The organism is Aeromonas sp. HMWF015 (assembly GCF_963878965.1).
Classification (GTDB): domain Bacteria; phylum Pseudomonadota; class Gammaproteobacteria; order Enterobacterales; family Aeromonadaceae; genus Aeromonas; species Aeromonas veronii.
Map to the genome: position 1 here is coordinate 2,380 of NZ_CAWNZT010000406.1, position 16,885 is coordinate 19,264.

Consider the following 16,885-nt stretch of genomic DNA (forward strand, 5'->3'; position numbering starts at 1 on the left):
GGCCGACAAGCTGCACGCCCCCTATGCCGATCAGGCGCGCATTGGCTTTGCCATCGCCAACCTGCTCGACCCGGCCGCACCGGCCGTGGCCGACCTCTGCCCCGAGCAGCAGGCACAAGCGACTCGCTGGGCCGAGCTGCTCGGCAACGCCAGGAAGCCGCTCATTATTGCAGGCTCCAGTGCCCGCGATGTGGCGCTGCTTGAGGCGGCCAGCAACATTGCCCGCGCCCTGAAAGGCCGAGGACTGGAAGCCAACATCGCGCTGGTTGGCCAGGAGGCCAACTCGCTGGGGCTGGCCATGCTGGGCGCTCAAACCTTGTCAGACAAGCCGCTCGAAGCCGCCCTTGCGCGTATCGAGGCCGAAGAGGGGTTGGCGCTGGTTGCCCTGGAGAACGATCTCTACCGCCGCGCGCCGCGCAACCGGGTGGATGCTGCACTGGCACGGCTGCAGCACCTGCTGGTCATCGACCATCAAGCGACCCCGACCGCCAACAAGGCTGATCTGGTGCTGCCAGCGGCCAGTTTTGCCGAAGCCGATGGCACCTTGGTCAATATGGAAGGGCGCGCCCAGCGCTTCTTCCAGGTCTATGCACCCGCCTTTTACAACGCCGATATTCAGGTGCGTGAAGGGTGGCGCTGGCTGGCGGCGCTGCAAGGGGCGATCGAACGCAAGCCACTGCGCTGGCAGAACTTCGACCAGGTCAACCATGACTGTGCCACCAGCAATCCGCTGCTGGCTACCATGCTGGAAGCGGCGCCCAATGCAGGCTTGCGGATCCGTGGCATGCGGTTGGCCCGTGAGCCGCATCGTTACAGCGGTCGCACCTCCATGCTGGCGGATCAGAACGTCAGCGAGCCGCGGGTAGCGCAAGATCCCGACTCCCCCTTCAACTTCTCCATGGAAGGGTATGCCGGAGCCCGTCAGCCGCTGTCGCAAGTACCGTTCGCCTGGGCGCCGGGCTGGAACTCTCCCTCCGCCTGGAACAAGTTCCAGGATGAAGTGGGTAGCAAACTGCGTGCTGGCGATCCGGGTCGCCGTCTGCTGGAAGCAACAGACCCGCAGGCAGAAGGCAAGGAGCTGCTCGGCTGGTTCACCACCATCCCCGCCCCCTTCAAGGCCGCAGAGGCGCTGCAAGTGGTCAATTATGCCCAGCTGTTTGGCGGCGAGGAGCTCTCCGCTCGCAGCCCGGTCATTCAGGCCCGGATGAACGAACCCGAGCTGGTGCTCAATCCCCTTGATGCGCAACGTCTGGCCCTCCACGGGGGCAGTCTGGTCTCCTTCTCCTGGGGAGGTAGCCACTGGCAACTGCGTCTGCGGCTTAGCGAGCAGCTGAGCGCCGGTCTGGTGGGGCTCCCCCTTGGGGTGAACGGCCTGCCGACGGCCCTGCAACAAGCCTCAATCACTAACCTGCAGGAGGTGATCGCATGAGCGAGTCGCTGATCGATCTGTTGCTGGAGGTGGGCAAGGCACTGATCGTGCTGGTGGGGATCGTGGGGGCTGGCGCCTTCATGAGCTTCATCGAGCGCCGTCTGCTGGCCCTGTGGCAGGATCGCTACGGCCCCAACCGGGTGGGGCCGTTTGGTCTGTTCCAGCTGGCCGCCGACATGATCAAGATGTTCTTCAAGGAGGACTGGATCCCGCCGTTCGCTGATCGGCGGATCTTTATCCTGGCCCCCATCATCGCCTTCACTGCCTTTATTCTGGCGTTTGCGGTGGTGCCCATCACCCCCACCTGGGGCGTGGCGGATCTCAATGTGGGGCTGCTCTACATCCTGGCCATCGCAGGGCTGGCGGTCTATGCGGTGCTGTTCGCCGGCTGGTCGAGCAACAACAAATACTCATTGCTCGGCAGCTTGCGCGCCTCGGCCCAGACCCTCTCCTACGAGGTGTTTCTCGGGCTCTCCCTGATGGGGATTGTGATCCAGACCGGCAGTTTCAACCTGCGGGATATCGTCGAGGCACAGGCAGACTTGTGGAACGTGGTGCCCCAGATTTTGGGCTTTGTCACCTTCCTGTTTGCCGGTGTCGCCGTCACCCACCGTCACCCGTTCGATCAGCCAGAAGCCGAGCAGGAGCTCGCCGACGGCTATCACATCGAGTATGCGGGGATGAAGTGGGGTCTCTTCTTCGTGGGCGAATATATCGGCATCGTGCTGATCTCCTCGCTCATCGTGACCCTCTTCTTCGGTGGCTGGCACGGCCCCTGGCTGCCCCCCTTCATCTGGTTTGCCCTGAAGACCGCCTGTTTCATGGTGTTCTTCATCCTGCTGCGGGCCTCCCTGCCTCGCCCGCGCTTTGACCAGGTGATGTCGTTTGGCTGGAAAGTCTGCTTGCCGCTGACCCTGATCAATATGCTGGTCACCGCGGCAGTTGTACTGATAAGTACGCAGTGAGGCACTCAATATGAAAATTGTTAGCATTATTCAGGGTGTCGGCACCCAGTTACGCAGTCTGGCCATGGTCTTCTCCCATGCCTGGCGGCCCCGTGAAACCCTCAACTATCCGGAACAGGCTGTCTATGCGGCCCCCCGCTACCGCGGTCGCATCGTGCTGACCCGCGACCCCGACGGGGACGAGCGCTGCGTGGCCTGCAACCTCTGCGCTGTTGCCTGCCCGGTCGGCTGCATCTCGCTGCAAAAATCCGAGCGGGAAGATGGTCGCTGGTATCCGGAGTTCTTTCGCATCAACTTCTCTCGCTGCATCTTCTGCGGCCTGTGTGAAGAGGCTTGCCCCACCACCGCCATCCAGCTGACACCGGATTTCGAGATGGGTGAGTATCGCCGCCAGGATCTGGTGTACGAGAAGGAAGATCTGCTGATCAGCGGGCCCGGCAAATACCCGGACTACAACTTCTATCGCATGAGCGGGATGGCCATCGACGGCAAGCCGAAAGGGGACGCCGAAAACGAAGCCAAACCCATCGATGTCAAGAGCCTGCTGCCCTGAGGAGTCAATCATGGAACTGGCATTTTATGCCTCGGCCCTGGTGGCCATTTACAGCACGCTGCGGGTGATCAGCACCAGCAATCCCATGCATGCGCTGCTCAATCTCATCATCTCCCTCATCGCCGTGGCCATGATCTTCTTCTGCCTGGGTGCCGCCTTTACGGGCGCCCTGCAGGTGATCGTCTACGCCGGCGCCATCATGGTGCTGTTCGTGTTCGTGGTGATGATGCTGAACCTGGGGAGTGCCCAGGCACAGGAGAAAAAGTGGCTCACCCCCATGACCTGGGGGGGGCCTGCCCTGCTCTCGTTGATCCTGCTGGGCTTTCTGGCCCACGGCATTCTCGGGGTGAGCGGGGGCCTGCTCGGAGTGACCGAGGTGACCGCCAAGCAGGTGGGTGTCGAACTCTTTGGCCCCTATGTGCTGGCGGTGGAGCTTGCCTCCATCCTGCTGCTGGCGGGTCTGGTAACCGCCTATCACCTGGGTCGGGAAGAGAAGAGCGGTGAAGTGCTCTCCGTCCCGCGCTCCGCATCCCGTTCTGCACAAGAAGGAGGTCAGCAATGAATGGAATCCCCATGGAGCACGGCCTCCTGCTGGCCGCGGTGCTCTTCTGCATCGGCTTGTGCGGTCTGCTGATCCGCCGCAACCTGCTCTATATCCTGATGAGTATCGAGATCATGATGAATGCCTCGGCACTGGCGTTTGTGGTGGCGGGTAGCCGCTGGGCTCAGGCCGATGGCCAGATCATGTATATCCTGGTGATTTCTCTGGCGGCAGCGGAGGCCAGTATCGGCCTCGCCCTGTTACTGCTGCTCTATCGTCGTTACCACACCCTGAACGTGGACACTGTGAGCGAGATGCGCGGATGAGCCTCTTATATCTGACTTTTCTATTTCCGCTGCTGGGATGGCTGGTGCTGGCCTTCTCCCTCGGCCGGTTTGGCGAGCGTACCTCGGCGCTGATCGGGGTAGGCTCCATTGGCCTGTCGGCCCTCACTACCCTGTGGGTGGGCATCGACTTTCTGGGCAACCCGCCCGAGGGAGGCGTCTATGTCCAGCGCCTGTGGCAATGGATGGCGGTGGGCAACTTTACCCCGAGCTTCTCGCTGGCACTGGATGGCCTGTCGCTGACCATGCTGGGGGTGGTGACCGGGGTGGGTTTCTTTATCCACCTGTTCGCCTCCTGGTATATGCGCGAGGAAGAGGGCTACTCCCGCTTCTTTACCTACACCAACCTCTTTATCGCCAGCATGCTGTTTCTGGTGCTGGCCGATGACCTGCTGTTTGTCTACCTCGGCTGGGAAGGGGTGGGGCTGTGCAGCTATCTGCTGATCGGCTTCTACTACAAGGATCGCAACAACGGCGCGGCGGCCCTCAAGGCCTTTATCGTGACCCGCGTGGGTGATGTCTTCCTCGCCATCGGTCTGTTTATCCTTTATCACGAACTGGGCACCCTCAATATTCACGATCTGCTGGTGCGCGCGCCGACCCTGTTTGCCGAGGGCTCCCCTGCCCTGTCGCTGGCCTGCCTGATGCTCTTGGGTGGAGCGGTCGGCAAATCGGCCCAGCTGCCGCTGCAAACCTGGCTGGCGGATGCGATGGCAGGCCCGACCCCTGTCTCAGCGCTGATCCACGCCGCCACCATGGTGACCGCCGGTGTCTACCTGATTGCCCGTACCCACGGCCTGTTCTTGCTGGCGCCAGAGATCCTCCATCTGGTCGGGCTGGTTGGCGCCATCACCCTGGTGCTGGCAGGCTTTGCCGCGCTGGTTCAGACCGATATCAAGCGGATCCTCGCCTACTCAACCATGAGCCAGATTGGCTACATGTTCCTGGCACTGGGTGTTGGCGCATGGGAAGGGGCCATCTTCCACCTGATGACCCACGCCTTCTTCAAGGCGCTGCTGTTCCTCTCCGCCGGTGCCGTTATCGTTGCCTGCCACCACGAGCAGAACATCTTCAAGATGGGCGGCCTGCGCAAGAGCCTGCCGCTGGTCTATGCCTGCTTCCTGGTGGGTGGTTCGGCGCTGGCCGCGCTGCCGCTGGTCACCTCCGGTTTCTACAGTAAGGACGCCATTCTGTGGCAAGTAGAAGCCTCTGGCCAAAGCGCTCTGCTGTGGGCTGGTCTGGCAGGTGCATTCCTCACCTCCCTCTATACCTTCCGGCTGATCTTTATCGCCTTCCATGGCAAAGAGCAGACCAAAGCCCACGCCGGTCACGGTCTGGCTCACCATCTGCCGCTACTGGTACTGCTGGTGCTCTCCACCAGCATCGGGGCACTTATCACCCCGCCACTGGCAGGTGTGCTGCCCGCAGGCCCGGGTGATCATATCGAAGAGGGTCGCCATGCGCTGGAGATCACCTCCGGCATCATTGCCATCGCAGGCATTGCGCTGGCCGCCTTCCTGTTCCTCGGTGAGCGCCGACTGGCCACCTCGATTGCCAACAGTGCGCCGGGCCGTCTGCTCAGCACCCTCTGGTTCAACGCCTGGGGCTTTGACTGGCTCTACGACCAGCTGTGGGTCAAGCCCTATCTGCTGGCTACCCGTCTGGTCGGGCAGGATCCGCTGGACTGGATGATGGGCCTGCCCGCCTGGTTTGCCCTGCGTGGCAACCAGTTGCTGGCCTGGACAGTGACCGGCAAGTTGCGCTGGTATGCCGCTTCCATGGGGATCGGTGCCGCACTGGTGCTGGCACTGCTGCTACTGGGGTAAACGCGATGAACAACACGAAAATCGTACAGCCGGGCTGTTTGCCGACCTTGATGGAACAGGGCGTGCAATCTCATATGAACTTGAACGAGAGCTGATACCGTGACCTTACTCTGGATCTTGTTAATTCCTTTTATCGGCGGCTTGCTCTGCTGGCAGATGGAGCGTCTCGGCGGGCAGTTTGTCCGCTGGGTTGCCCTCCTCTCCATGAGCGCCAGCCTGCTGCTCTCCTGTGCCATCTGGCTAAGTGGTGACTTCTCTCTTGCCACCACCGGCCTCGATAGCGCGGGCGTCACTGGTGCCGCTTCCCCATGGGCTGCCGAATGGCGTCTGCCCTGGATCCCCCGCTTCGGCATCTCCCTGCATCTGGCAGTGGATGGCTTGTCACTGCTGATGGTCATCCTCACCTGCTTTATCGGGGTGCTGGCCATCCTCTGTTCGTGGAAAGAGATCGTGCAACGCATCGGCTTCTTCCACCTCAACCTGCTCTGGATCCTGGGTGGCGTGCTCGGCGTCTTTATGGCGCTGGACCTGTTCCTCTTCTTCTTCTTCTGGGAGATGATGCTGGTTCCCATGTACTTCCTGATTGCGCTCTGGGGCCACTCGGTCACTGACGGCAAATCACGGATCAACGCGGCGACCAAGTTCTTCATCTACACCCAGGTGAGCGGCCTTATCATGCTGGTGGCCATCATCGGGCTGGTGCTGACCCACCAGCATGCCACCGGTGTCTTCACCTTCAACTATCTGGACCTGCTCAATACCCCGATGAGCAAGGGTGTACAGTGGCTGCTGATGCTGGGCTTCTTTATCGCCTTTGCGGTCAAGATGCCGCTGGTGCCGCTGCACGGCTGGCTGCCGGATGCCCACAGTCAGGCACCGACCGCAGGCTCCGTAGATTTGGCCGGGATCTTGCTGAAAACCGCCGCCTACGGTCTGCTGCGCTTCGCCCTGCCGCTGTTCCCCGAAGCCTCTGCCGAATTTGCCCCCTACGCCATGGTGCTGGGCCTGATCGGCATCGTCTACGGCGCCATCGTGGCGTTCGGCCAGACTGACATCAAACGGCTGGTGGCCTACACCAGCATCTCCCACATGGGCTTTGTGATGATCGCCATCTACTCGGGTAGCGAGCTGGCACTGCAGGGCGCCGTGGTGCAGATGATCGCCCACGGCCTTTCTGCCGCCGGTCTCTTTATCCTCTGTGGTCAACTTTATGAGCGGTTGCATACCCGGGATCTGCGCCAGATGGGCGGCCTGTGGGGACGCCTGCGCTATCTGCCGGGCGTGATGCTGTTCTTCTCGGTGGCGTCACTCGGCATGCCAGGCACTGGCAACTTCGTCGGCGAGTTCCTGATCCTGGTCGGCAGTTTCCAGGTTGCCCCGGTCATCACGGCAGTCGCCACCTTCGGTCTGGTGCTGGCCTCGGTCTACTCCCTCATCATGCTGCAGCGCGCCTGCTTTGGCCCCGCCAAGGATGAAAGCATCCTGAAAGGACTGGATCGCCGCGAGCTGACCATGATGATGGTGATCGCGGGCCTGCTGGTACTGCTTGGCCTCTATCCCCAACCCGTGATTGATACCGCCAGCAGCAGCCTTATCAACGTGCTGCACTGGTATCTGCTGCCGACTGCTGGAGCCCTGCAATGACTTTCTCCGCTTCCCAACTGCTGGCACTGCTTCCCCTGCTGTTGACCACCGGGGCCATGGCGGCCCTGATGCTGGCCATCGCCTGGCGCCGCTGTGTCACCACCGCCTTTACCGTGACCATTGTTGGCCTCAACCTGGCGCTCTTCTCGCTGCCCATCGTGATGGCGCAGGGGGATCAGGGCGTCACCCCGCTGCTGCAAGTGGACAGTTACGCCGTCTTCTACATGGGACTGGTACTGATCGGCGCCCTGGCCACCTGCACCTTCGGTCAATCGTGGCTGAAAGCCTACCCGGACAACCGGGAGGAGTTCTTCCTGCTGCTGCTGATCGCCACTGCCGGTGGTCTGGTGCTGGCCTGCTCCCGTCACCTCGCATCCCTCTTTATCGGGATTGAGATGCTGACCCTGCCGATGTTCGGTCTGGTGGGTTACGCCTACCGCGAGCGCCACTCGCTGGAAGCCGCGGTGAAATACATGGTGCTCTCTGCCGCCGCCACCGCCTTCCTGTTGTTTGGCATGGCGCTGCTCTATGCCCAGGCAGGCAGCCTGAGCTTTGCCGCCCTGGGGCAGACCCTGGCCGAGAGCCCGGCTCACCATCCGCTGCTGATGGGCGGTTTGGGGTTAATGCTGGTCGGCTTTGCCTTTAAACTCTCCTTGGCCCCCTTCCACCTCTGGACCCCGGATGTCTACGAAGGTGCCCCGGCACCGGTCGCCACCTTCCTCGCCACCGTCAGCAAGGTGGCGGTCTTTGCCGTGCTGCTGCGCTTCTATCTGGCGGTACCGGCGGCGAGCGATCCCATGATCCACTGGCTGCTGGCAGCCATGGCGGTCATCTCCATCCTGGTCGGCAACCTGCTGGCCCTGGTGCAGACCAACGTCAAACGGATGCTGGGTTACTCCTCCATCTCCCACTTCGGTTACCTGCTAGCGGTGATCGTGGCGAGCCGATTCGGCCAGATGCCGATGGAAGCAGCCGGGGTCTACCTGCTGATGTATCTGTTCACCAGCCTGGGTGCCTTTGGGGTGGTGAGCATGATGTCGAGCCCCTATCGCGGCAAGGATGCAGACTCCCTGCACAGCTATCGCGGTCTGTTCTGGAAGCGCCCCTATCTGACTGCCGTACTGACGGTGATGATGTTGTCACTCGCGGGCATCCCGATGACCCTCGGCTTTATCGGCAAGTTCTACCTCATCGGCGTCACCGTCGAGGCACAGCTCTGGTGGCTCTCCGGCGCCATCGTGCTCGGCAGCGCACTGGGTCTCTACTACTACCTCAAGGTGATGGTGACCCTCTATCTGCGCGAACCGGGTATGCAGCAGCGCGATGCCAGCGCCGACTGGGCTCTCTCCTCCGGTGGAGTGGTAGTGCTGCTCTCTGCAGCGCTGGTGGTGTTGCTGGGGCTCTATCCCCAGCCGGTCATCAGCCTGGTACAAGGGTTTCAGCACGTAGTCTTGCAGTAACCTTCACAGACGTTCCCCCTCACCATTACCCGCAAAACCGGCAGCCTTGGCTGCCGGTTTTCTATTTGCAGCCCGACAGCATCGCGCACTCCGCGAGCCAGCAAATGACAGATAAGTCAGCTAGGGTGATGCCCATCATGGTTTTTGCCATACAACCAGAACCAGGCAGGATCGCCATACCCCATTGAATCTCTTGCTGATATATTGGTCACATTCTGGAATGGAGTTCAGATTGATGAAGCAACACTACGCTTGCCAATTTAACCCAACAGAACTGGCCGCCACGCTGGCACCCTTGCAAGGAGGCAAGCTGACCATACTGCTGGCCGAACAGGATTACGCGCAGGTTCCCCTGTTGCAGCAGTTGTGCCGCGACTTCAACATCGCCCTGGATGGCGCCATTTTCCCCCAACTGATCGGTGCGCAAGTATTGTTGCCGCAAGGGGCCTGGCTACAGCCCAGAGCCAACCCCTATCACGCCACACTGCTGCCCCTGACACCGCAGGCCAGCGCAGCATCCCTTGCCCACCTGATTGCGGAACAGGTGGAAAGCATGCTGGCCACCTGGCCAACCCCTTCGCCGCCACCAACCCTTTTTCTGACCTTCGACAACCTCATTCCCAATATCGCCTCCATTCTGGATGCGCTTTATCTGCAGCTGGCCAATCGCGTCAACTATGCCGGCGCCAACGCAGGCAGCGGCAGCTTCACCCCTATTGCCTGCCTGTTCGACAATCAACGGCAACTTGCCTACGGGGTCACCTGCACGCTGCTGCCCAGCAACAGCTTTCCCTTTCTGGAACATGGTTATCAACTCTCGGCACAACCAATGCTGGCCACCAGCAGTGAAGCGAACAAGATTGCCTACATCGACTGGCAACCGGCCTTTCAAAAATATCAGGGGCTGATCCGCCAGCAATTCCAGCACACTATTGTGCGCGAGGAGCTCTACCGTTTCGTGGTGCACATGCCACTGGGCCTGCTGCGGGCCAACGGGGATGTGATTGTCAGGATCCCCGTCGAGGCAAACGATGACGGCGCCCTGCTCTGCGCCGGCGAGGTCGCGGAGCACAGCATCCTCACTCTGCTGAAGGCGCCAGAGAGTGCCACCGAACATGCCTGCTCACTGGCCAGGCGCCTTAACCAGCAACAAACCCTCACCCGGGCACACTTGCTGGAGGTCTACTACTGCGCAGGACGCCAGCTGCACTTCGACCAGCAGACGGTGACCGAGCTGCGCACCCTGCTGACCCACTCGGGGGCCGGCGATCTGGCAGGAGCCCTCTCCCTTGGCGAAATTGGCAGCGTGCGCCATGGGGATTACCCCCAATTTCATAACGGCGCCATTCTCTGTAACGGGGCAGTGATATGAACAACGACCACGCCATGGCCATCGTCTGCGATCTGGCGCTCTGCATCGGGCGTGAAGTCACGCTGGATGCGCTGCTCACCAAGGTACTGCAACGTTTCATGCATCACTGCGCCACGCCGGTTGGCGCGGTATTGCAGCAACAACGGGAGGGATACAAGCTGCTCAAGGTGATCGGCGACGAGCAGTTGCGTCAGCACACCGGCACCACCCTGACCCTGCCCAGGTGGGTCAGCGAGGAGGAGCACTGCCTGCTGCAACAGACGCTCCCCCTGCCGGGCAGCCGCCCCTACCAATTTGCCTATCGGCTCAAGGTTGAAGGGGGTTATCTCATCTTGCTGCTCGCCCCCCAGCCACATCAGCAGATCGTACCGGTCTGCCATCTGTTCAGCCCGGTGCTCGGCAACCTGGCCCGCGCCATTTCCCTGTGCAAGGACAGCGAGCAGCTCGCCCTACGTCAGCAGGCCGAACTGAAGGATCTGAAACACTTCAACGAATCCCTGCTCAAGGCCATCCCGATCCCGGTGTTCTACAAAGATATCGAAGGGCGATTTCTGGGCTGCAACCAGGCCTTCAATCAGGTGATCGGCATCGGCAAGGAGGCGCTGCTGGGTCGACGGGTCGAGGAGCTGCTGCCAGTCGGGCTTGCCGAGGCCTACAGCATGCGAGAAACCGAGTTGCTGCGAAGTCGCCAGCCCCAGTGCATCGAACAGCAGTTGCATGATCGCAATGGCATGCGCTATCAGGTCATCTGTTTCAAGGATCTCTTCTATGACCATCAAGGGATGGTTGCCGGCATCATCGGCACCCTGGTCGACATCACCCGCCTCAAGGAGAGCGAGCGCCACCAGCGTGACCTGCTGTTCCAGACCATCAGTGCCCTCGCCAGCGCCATCAGCCACAAGGATCGCAACAGTGCGGGCCATGAGCTGAGGGTGCGCGATTTGGCACTGGCCATCGGGCAGGCCATGCATCTGCGACAAGAGCGGCTGGATGCGCTGGGACTGGCGGCCATGGTGCACAATATCGGCCTGCTGCAGATCCCCACCGAGATCATCACTCGCCCCCGTGAATTGCGGCCGGTGGAGTTCGAACTGATCAAGCAGCACCCCCAGGCCGGCCACGATATTCTCAAACAGATCGACTTCCCCTGGCCCATCGCCACCATAGTGCTGCAGCACCACGAAAACCTCGATGGCAGCGGCTATCCGCAGGGACTGGCGGGCAACGCCATTACCCTGGAGGCACGCATTATCCGGGTGGCCGACTCGCTGATCGCCATGACCTCTCATCGCCCGTTCCGCCGGGCCATGCCTCTAAGTGACGCCATTGCCGAACTGACCCGCTATGCCGGGATCCATTACGATGAAAAAGTGGTCAACAGCTGTATCGTGCTCTGGCAGACCGGCTACCACTTCGGCCCTCCCATCAGTCAACTTGCAGACAAGGCGGGATAAGATGTCCGAACTCCTCACCTCCTGTGCACTCCCCCACCCACTGACCGATGCGCTCCCCTCCTCGGCGCTGTTGTTGACCCAGGTGATGGATCAGCTTCCCTATCGGGTGCTGCTCAAAGACACCCGCTTCAGCTACATCGCTGGCAACCGCCTGCTGGCGGCGGATCTCGCCCTCTCCCCAGAGGCACTGGTGGGCAAGAATGACTGCGACTTCTTTCCCCACGAACTGGTACAACGCTATCGGGAGGATGACGCCCGAGTCATGCGCGAGGGGATACACCAGCACATCGAAGAGCCCTATCTGAAGGGGGGAGAAGCCCGCTGGCTCAGCACCACCAAGTTTCCCCTGCGTGATGAGGCGGGGGTCATCGTGGGGGTCGGCGTCTTCTTCGAAGACATTACCGAGCAGAAGTGGCAGCAGGAGAAACTGCAACAGTACAGCTGGACCCAGCAGGCGATCAGCCGCGCCCACCACGCCCTGCTCAAACCGGGTGATGAGCCGCAACTGCTGCAGGATATCTGCGATGCCATCGCCGTCGATGACCGTTTTCCGCTGGTGGCAGTGCTGCAAGGCCAGCCCGAACTCGCCCAATCGCCGAGGATCGTGGCGCAGGCAGGCAGTGCCGATGCCTCGGAACAAACGCTGTGGTTGAACGATGAGGCCCTCACCCAGGCCATCCTCCACCAGCGGCGCCTCAATCAGGTGATCTTCCACGAGCGGCCCCATACCGGCCGCCACCCGTTGCGCTCCCGCCTGCTGATCCCCTTGCCACTGCAGGAGGATCTGGCCGGTGCGCTGATCATTCACAGCGACCAGCCACGGTTGTTCAGCCTGGAGGAGGAGCAGCTCTTCATCCAGCTGACCGACTACCTCGCCTACGGCCTGCAGGCGCGCCATACCCAGCAGGCTTATCTGCGCTCGCAACAGGAGAAGATCTTCCATGCCCGCCAGCTGGAGCTGGCACTGGAAGATGCGCTGGGTGCCATCGCTGCCGTGCTGGAGCAGCGCGATCCCTATACCGCTGGCCATCAGAAACATGTGGCCAAGCTGGCCCAAGCCATCGGCCGGGAACTCAGGCTGGAAGAGAAGCGGCTGCGGGGGATCTATCTGGGCGCCATGGTGCACGATATCGGCAAGATCCAGGTACCGGCTGAAATTCTCACCAAACCGGAACGCCTCACGCCACTGGAGTTCGAGCTGGTCAAGGAACACCCCGCCATCGGCTATCTGGTGCTCAAGGATATCGACTTCCCCTGGCCCATCGCCCGGATGATCCACCAGCACCACGAGTATCTCGATGGCTCCGGCTATCCGCAGGGGCTCAAGGGAGATGAGATCCTGCTGGAAGCCCGCATCCTCACCGTCGCCGATATCGTCGAATCCATGTCCTCGGATCGCCCCTATCGCGCCGCCCTCGGCATTCCCCAGGCCCGTGAGCAGATCATCCAGATGCGCGGCCATCAGCTCGATGCGGATGTGGTGGATGCCTGTCTGCGGATCCTCGACCGGGGAGACTTTATCCCCCAACCGCTCGGCAAGCCGTAACGACACGGATAAAAAAACCGGCCAAGTGGCCGGTTTCTGTTTTTATGCGCTGGTGCTCTCTCTATTAACCCAGACGAACCCGGGCGTTGCGGAACATCCGCATCCAGGCGCCGTCCTCGCCCCAGTTGTCGGGGTGCCAGGAGTTGGCCACGGTGCGGAACACCCGCTCCGGGTGCGGCATCATGATGGTGGCACGACCGTCGGTGGTAGTCACTGCGGTGATGCCGTCCGGCGAGCCATTCGGGTTGGCCGGGTAACGCGAGGTCACCTGACCGCGGTTGTCGACAAAACGCAGCCCTACCAGACCGCTCTGCTGCAGTGCGCTCAGGTGAGCGGCATCGCGCACCTCGACACGCCCTTCCCCGTGGGAAACGGCAATAGGCATCACCGAGCCTGCCATGCCGGCGAAGAAGGCCGACGGGGACTCCTGCACCTCAACCAGACTGAAGCGGGCCTCGAAGCGCTCGGAGCGGTTGCGCACAAAGCGCGGCCACAGCTCGGCGCCCGGGATGAGATCCCGCAGGTTGGACATCATCTGACAACCGTTGCAGACGCCCAGCGACAAGGTGTCACCACGCTCGAAGAAGCGCTGGAACTGCTCGCGGGCGTTGTCGTTGAACAGGATGGACTTGGCCCAGCCTTCCCCCGCCCCCAAAACGTCACCGTAGGAGAAACCGCCACAGGCCACCAGGGTCTGGAACTCTTCCAGCTTGATGCGACCGGAAAGGATGTCGCTCATATGGACGTCCACAGCGGCGAAACCGGCACGATCGAACGCCGCCGCCATCTCTACATGAGAGTTGACCCCCTGCTCGCGCAGCACCGCCAGACGGGGGGAGACCCCGCGGGCAATGTAAGGTGCAGCCACATCCTCGGACGGGTTGTAAGTCAGCTTGGCATGCAGACCCGGATCGGTGGCGTCCTGACGGGCCGCGTGCTCACTGTCGGCGCACTCGGGGTTGTCGCGCAGGCGCTGCATCTGCCAGCTGGTCTCACCCCAGATGGTGCGAAGTGCGGTACGGCTGGCACGATAGACCTCCTGACCGCCCCGCTGCAGGGTGATGAGGTCCCCTTCGCGCACGGTACCGAGCACATGGGAGCAGGCCGCCAGACCGTGACCGGCCAGCAGGGTCATCACCGCCTCTTTATCTTCACGACGCACCTGAATGACGGCGCCCAGCTCTTCGTTGAACAGCGCCGGCAGCAGCTCGCCGCCGATGCGATCGAGCTGGATGTCGAGGCCGCAGTGGCCGGCAAACGCCATTTCGGTCAGGGTGACGAACAGGCCGCCGTCGGAGCGGTCGTGGTAGGCGATCAGTTTGCGATCAGCCACCAGCGCCTGAATGGCGTTGAAGAAGCCCTTGAGCTGGACCGGATTGTCGAGATCCGGCGCCTTGTCACCCAGCTGGCGATAGACCTGCGCCAGTGCCGAGGCGCCGAGGCGCTGCTTGCCATTGCCAAGGTCGATGAGGATAAGGTCGGTTTCACCGAGATCGGTACGCAGTTGTGGCGTGACGGTGTTGCGCACATCTTCGACCCGGGCAAACGCCGAGATAAGCAGGGAGAGCGGCGAGGTGACGCTGTGCTCCTTGCCATCCTGCTGCCAGCGGGTCTTCATCGACATGGAGTCCTTGCCCACCGGAATGGTGATACCAAGAGCCGGGCAGAGCTCCTCGCCCACCGCTTTGACCGCCTCATAGAGACCGGCATCTTCCCCCGGGTGACCGGCAGCGGCCATCCAGTTGGCGGAGAGCTTGACCCGCTTCAGCGACCCGATATGAGCCGGCGCCAGGTTGGTGAGCGCTTCCGCCACCGCCATGCGAGCGGAGGCAGCGTGGGAGAGCAGCGCCACCGGGGTACGCTCGCCCATCGACATGGCTTCGCCGTGATAGCTGTCATAGGTGGCAGCGGTGACGGCGCAATCGGCCACCGGGATCTGCCAGGGGCCAACCATCTGGTCGCGATTGACCAAGCCAGTCACGCTGCGATCGCCGATGGTGATAAGGAAGGACTTCTCCGCCACGGTCGGCAGGCGCAGTACCCGCTCGGCCGCGTCACTCAAAGTGATGCCATCGAGCTGGAGCGCTTTGCCTTGTGCAGGCAGGGTCACCACGTCGCGGTGCATCTTGGGGGCCTTGCCGAGCAGCACATCCAGCGGCAGATCGATGGGCTGATTGTCAAAGTGGCTGTCAGAGAGGGTCAGATGCTTCTCTTCGGTCGCGGTGCCGATGACGGCATAGGGTGCGCGCTCGCGCTCGCACAGCGCCTTGAACAACGGCAACTTATCTTGCGCTACCGCCAGCACATAACGCTCCTGGGATTCGTTGCACCAGATCTCCAGCGGGCTCATGCCAGGCTCGTCGCTCTGGATGGCGCGCAGATCGAAGCGACCGCCACGCTCACCGTCGTTGACCAGCTCCGGCATGGCGTTGGAGAGACCACCCGCCCCCACATCGTGGATAAAGACGATAGGGTTGTCGTCACCCAGCTGCCAGCAGCGATCGATCACCTCCTGGCAACGGCGCTCCATCTCGGGGTTGTCACGCTGCACCGAGGCAAAGTCGAGATCTTCGGCCGACTGGCCGGAGGCCATGGAGGATGCGGCACCACCGCCCAGACCGATGTTCATCGCCGGGCCACCCAGCACAATCAGTGCCGCGCCGACCGGGATCTCCCCTTTCTGGACATGTTCGGTGCGGATGTTGCCGATACCGCCTGCCAGCATGATGGGCTTGTGGTAGCCACGCACCTCGACGCCGTTGTGGCTCGGCACCTCCTCTTCGAAGGTACGGAAATAGCCGAGAATGGCCGGACGGCCGAACTCGTTGTTAAACGCGGCGCCGCCGAGCGGCCCCTCCTGCATGATGTCGAAGGCACTGACGATGCGGCTCGGCTTGCCGAAATCCTGCTCCCAGGGCTGTTCGAAGCCGGGAATGCGCAGGTTGGAGACGGAGAAACCGACCAGACCCGCCTTGGGCTTGGCACCGCGACCGGTGGCACCCTCGTCGCGGATCTCGCCGCCGGAGCCGGTAGCTGCGCCCGGGAACGGGGAGATGGCGGTCGGGTGGTTGTGGGTCTCCACCTTCATCAGGATGTCGACCTGTTCCTGGTGATACTGGTATTCGCCGTTGGCCGGGCTCGGGAAGAAGCGGCCACCCTGGCTCCCTTCCATCACGGCGGCGTTGTCTTTATAGGCAGAGAGGACATGATCCGGCGTCTGCTCGAAGGTGTTCTTGATCATCTTGAACAGCGACTTGGGCTGCTGTTCACCATCGATGGTCCAGTCGGCATTGAAGATCTTGTGACGGCAGTGTTCGGAGTTCGCCTGGGCGAACATGTAGAGCTCGATGTCGTTGGGGTTGCGACCCAACTTGGTGAAGTTCTCCACCAGATAGTCGATTTCATCGTCGGCCAGCGCCAGACCGAGCGCCACGTTGGCTTCGGCCAAGGCTGCGCGACCACCGCCCAGCACATCCACCTGGGTGAAGGGGCGCGGCTCGTGGTGAGCAAACAGGGCGGCAGCTTCGCTCATCTCGGCAAACACCACTTCCATCATCCGATCATGCAACACGGCGGCAATGGCGCTGCGCTGGGCGGCACTCAGCTCACCCTGCCCCTTGATGGTCAGGTAATAGGCAATACCACGCTCCAGCCGCTTGACCTGTTTCAGACCGCAGTTGTGGGCGATGTCGGTTGCTTTGGAAGACCAGGGGGAGATAGTGCCGGGGCGGGGGGTAACAAGAAACAGCTG

12 protein-coding genes are annotated in these 16,885 nt (G+C 61.9%); 11 read left to right on the plus strand and 1 reads right to left on the minus strand.

Annotated elements, in window-relative coordinates; all coding sequences use genetic code 11:
• From AACS18_RS23695 to AACS18_RS20825, 11 genes are all read left to right on the plus strand, one after another.
• On the plus strand, positions 1 to 1,429 hold a 1,429-nt coding region (locus AACS18_RS23695), incomplete at its 5' end, for a molybdopterin-dependent oxidoreductase (RefSeq protein WP_258228665.1).
• Positions 1,426 to 2,394, plus strand: a complete 969-nt coding sequence (gene nuoH, locus AACS18_RS20780; RefSeq protein ID WP_064336655.1) for an NADH-quinone oxidoreductase subunit NuoH — start codon at positions 1,426 to 1,428, stop codon at positions 2,392 to 2,394. The genes AACS18_RS23695 and nuoH, both read left to right, overlap by 4 nt.
• A 10-nt stretch (positions 2,395 to 2,404) precedes the next feature.
• Positions 2,405 to 2,947, plus strand: coding sequence for an NADH-quinone oxidoreductase subunit NuoI (nuoI, locus tag AACS18_RS20785; RefSeq protein WP_005337245.1), 543 nt, complete (start codon positions 2,405 to 2,407; stop codon positions 2,945 to 2,947).
• 10 nt (positions 2,948 to 2,957) lie between these two features.
• Positions 2,958 to 3,509: an NADH-quinone oxidoreductase subunit J gene (nuoJ, locus tag AACS18_RS20790; protein ID WP_108611920.1), complete on the plus strand. Its 552-nt coding sequence runs from the start codon at positions 2,958 to 2,960 to the stop codon at positions 3,507 to 3,509.
• Positions 3,506 to 3,814 (plus strand): NADH-quinone oxidoreductase subunit NuoK, encoded by a 309-nt coding sequence (gene nuoK / locus AACS18_RS20795; RefSeq protein ID WP_005337247.1) that lies wholly within the window; start codon positions 3,506 to 3,508, stop codon positions 3,812 to 3,814. Before nuoJ ends, nuoK begins: the two co-directional genes overlap by 4 nt.
• Positions 3,811 to 5,658: an NADH-quinone oxidoreductase subunit L gene (nuoL, locus tag AACS18_RS20800; protein ID WP_108611921.1), complete on the plus strand. Its 1,848-nt coding sequence runs from the start codon at positions 3,811 to 3,813 to the stop codon at positions 5,656 to 5,658. The genes nuoK and nuoL overlap by 4 nt, the downstream gene beginning before the upstream one ends.
• Positions 5,659 to 5,757: 99 nt before the next feature.
• Positions 5,758 to 7,302: an NADH-quinone oxidoreductase subunit M gene (gene nuoM, locus AACS18_RS20805; protein WP_108611922.1), complete on the plus strand. Its 1,545-nt coding sequence runs from the start codon at positions 5,758 to 5,760 to the stop codon at positions 7,300 to 7,302.
• A complete protein-coding gene (gene nuoN, locus AACS18_RS20810) occupies positions 7,299 to 8,762 on the plus strand; it encodes an NADH-quinone oxidoreductase subunit NuoN (protein ID WP_108611923.1) in 1,464 nt (487 codons plus the stop codon). Before nuoM ends, nuoN begins: the two co-directional genes overlap by 4 nt.
• Before the next feature lie 235 nt (positions 8,763 to 8,997).
• Positions 8,998 to 10,134, plus strand: coding sequence for an FIST signal transduction protein (locus tag AACS18_RS20815; RefSeq protein WP_108611924.1), 1,137 nt, complete (start codon positions 8,998 to 9,000; stop codon positions 10,132 to 10,134).
• Positions 10,131 to 11,588, plus strand: coding sequence for an HD-GYP domain-containing protein (locus AACS18_RS20820; RefSeq protein WP_108611925.1), 1,458 nt, complete (start codon positions 10,131 to 10,133; stop codon positions 11,586 to 11,588). The genes AACS18_RS20815 and AACS18_RS20820 overlap by 4 nt, the downstream gene beginning before the upstream one ends.
• 1 nt (position 11,589) lies before the next feature.
• Entirely contained in the window at positions 11,590 to 13,134 is a 1,545-nt protein-coding gene (locus AACS18_RS20825) for an HD domain-containing phosphohydrolase (RefSeq protein WP_108611926.1), read from the plus strand.
• A 64-nt stretch (positions 13,135 to 13,198) separates the two neighbouring features.
• Here AACS18_RS20825 and purL read toward each other — a convergent pair.
• On the minus strand, positions 13,199 to 16,885 hold a 3,687-nt coding region (purL, locus tag AACS18_RS20830; protein ID WP_108611927.1), incomplete at its 5' end, for a phosphoribosylformylglycinamidine synthase.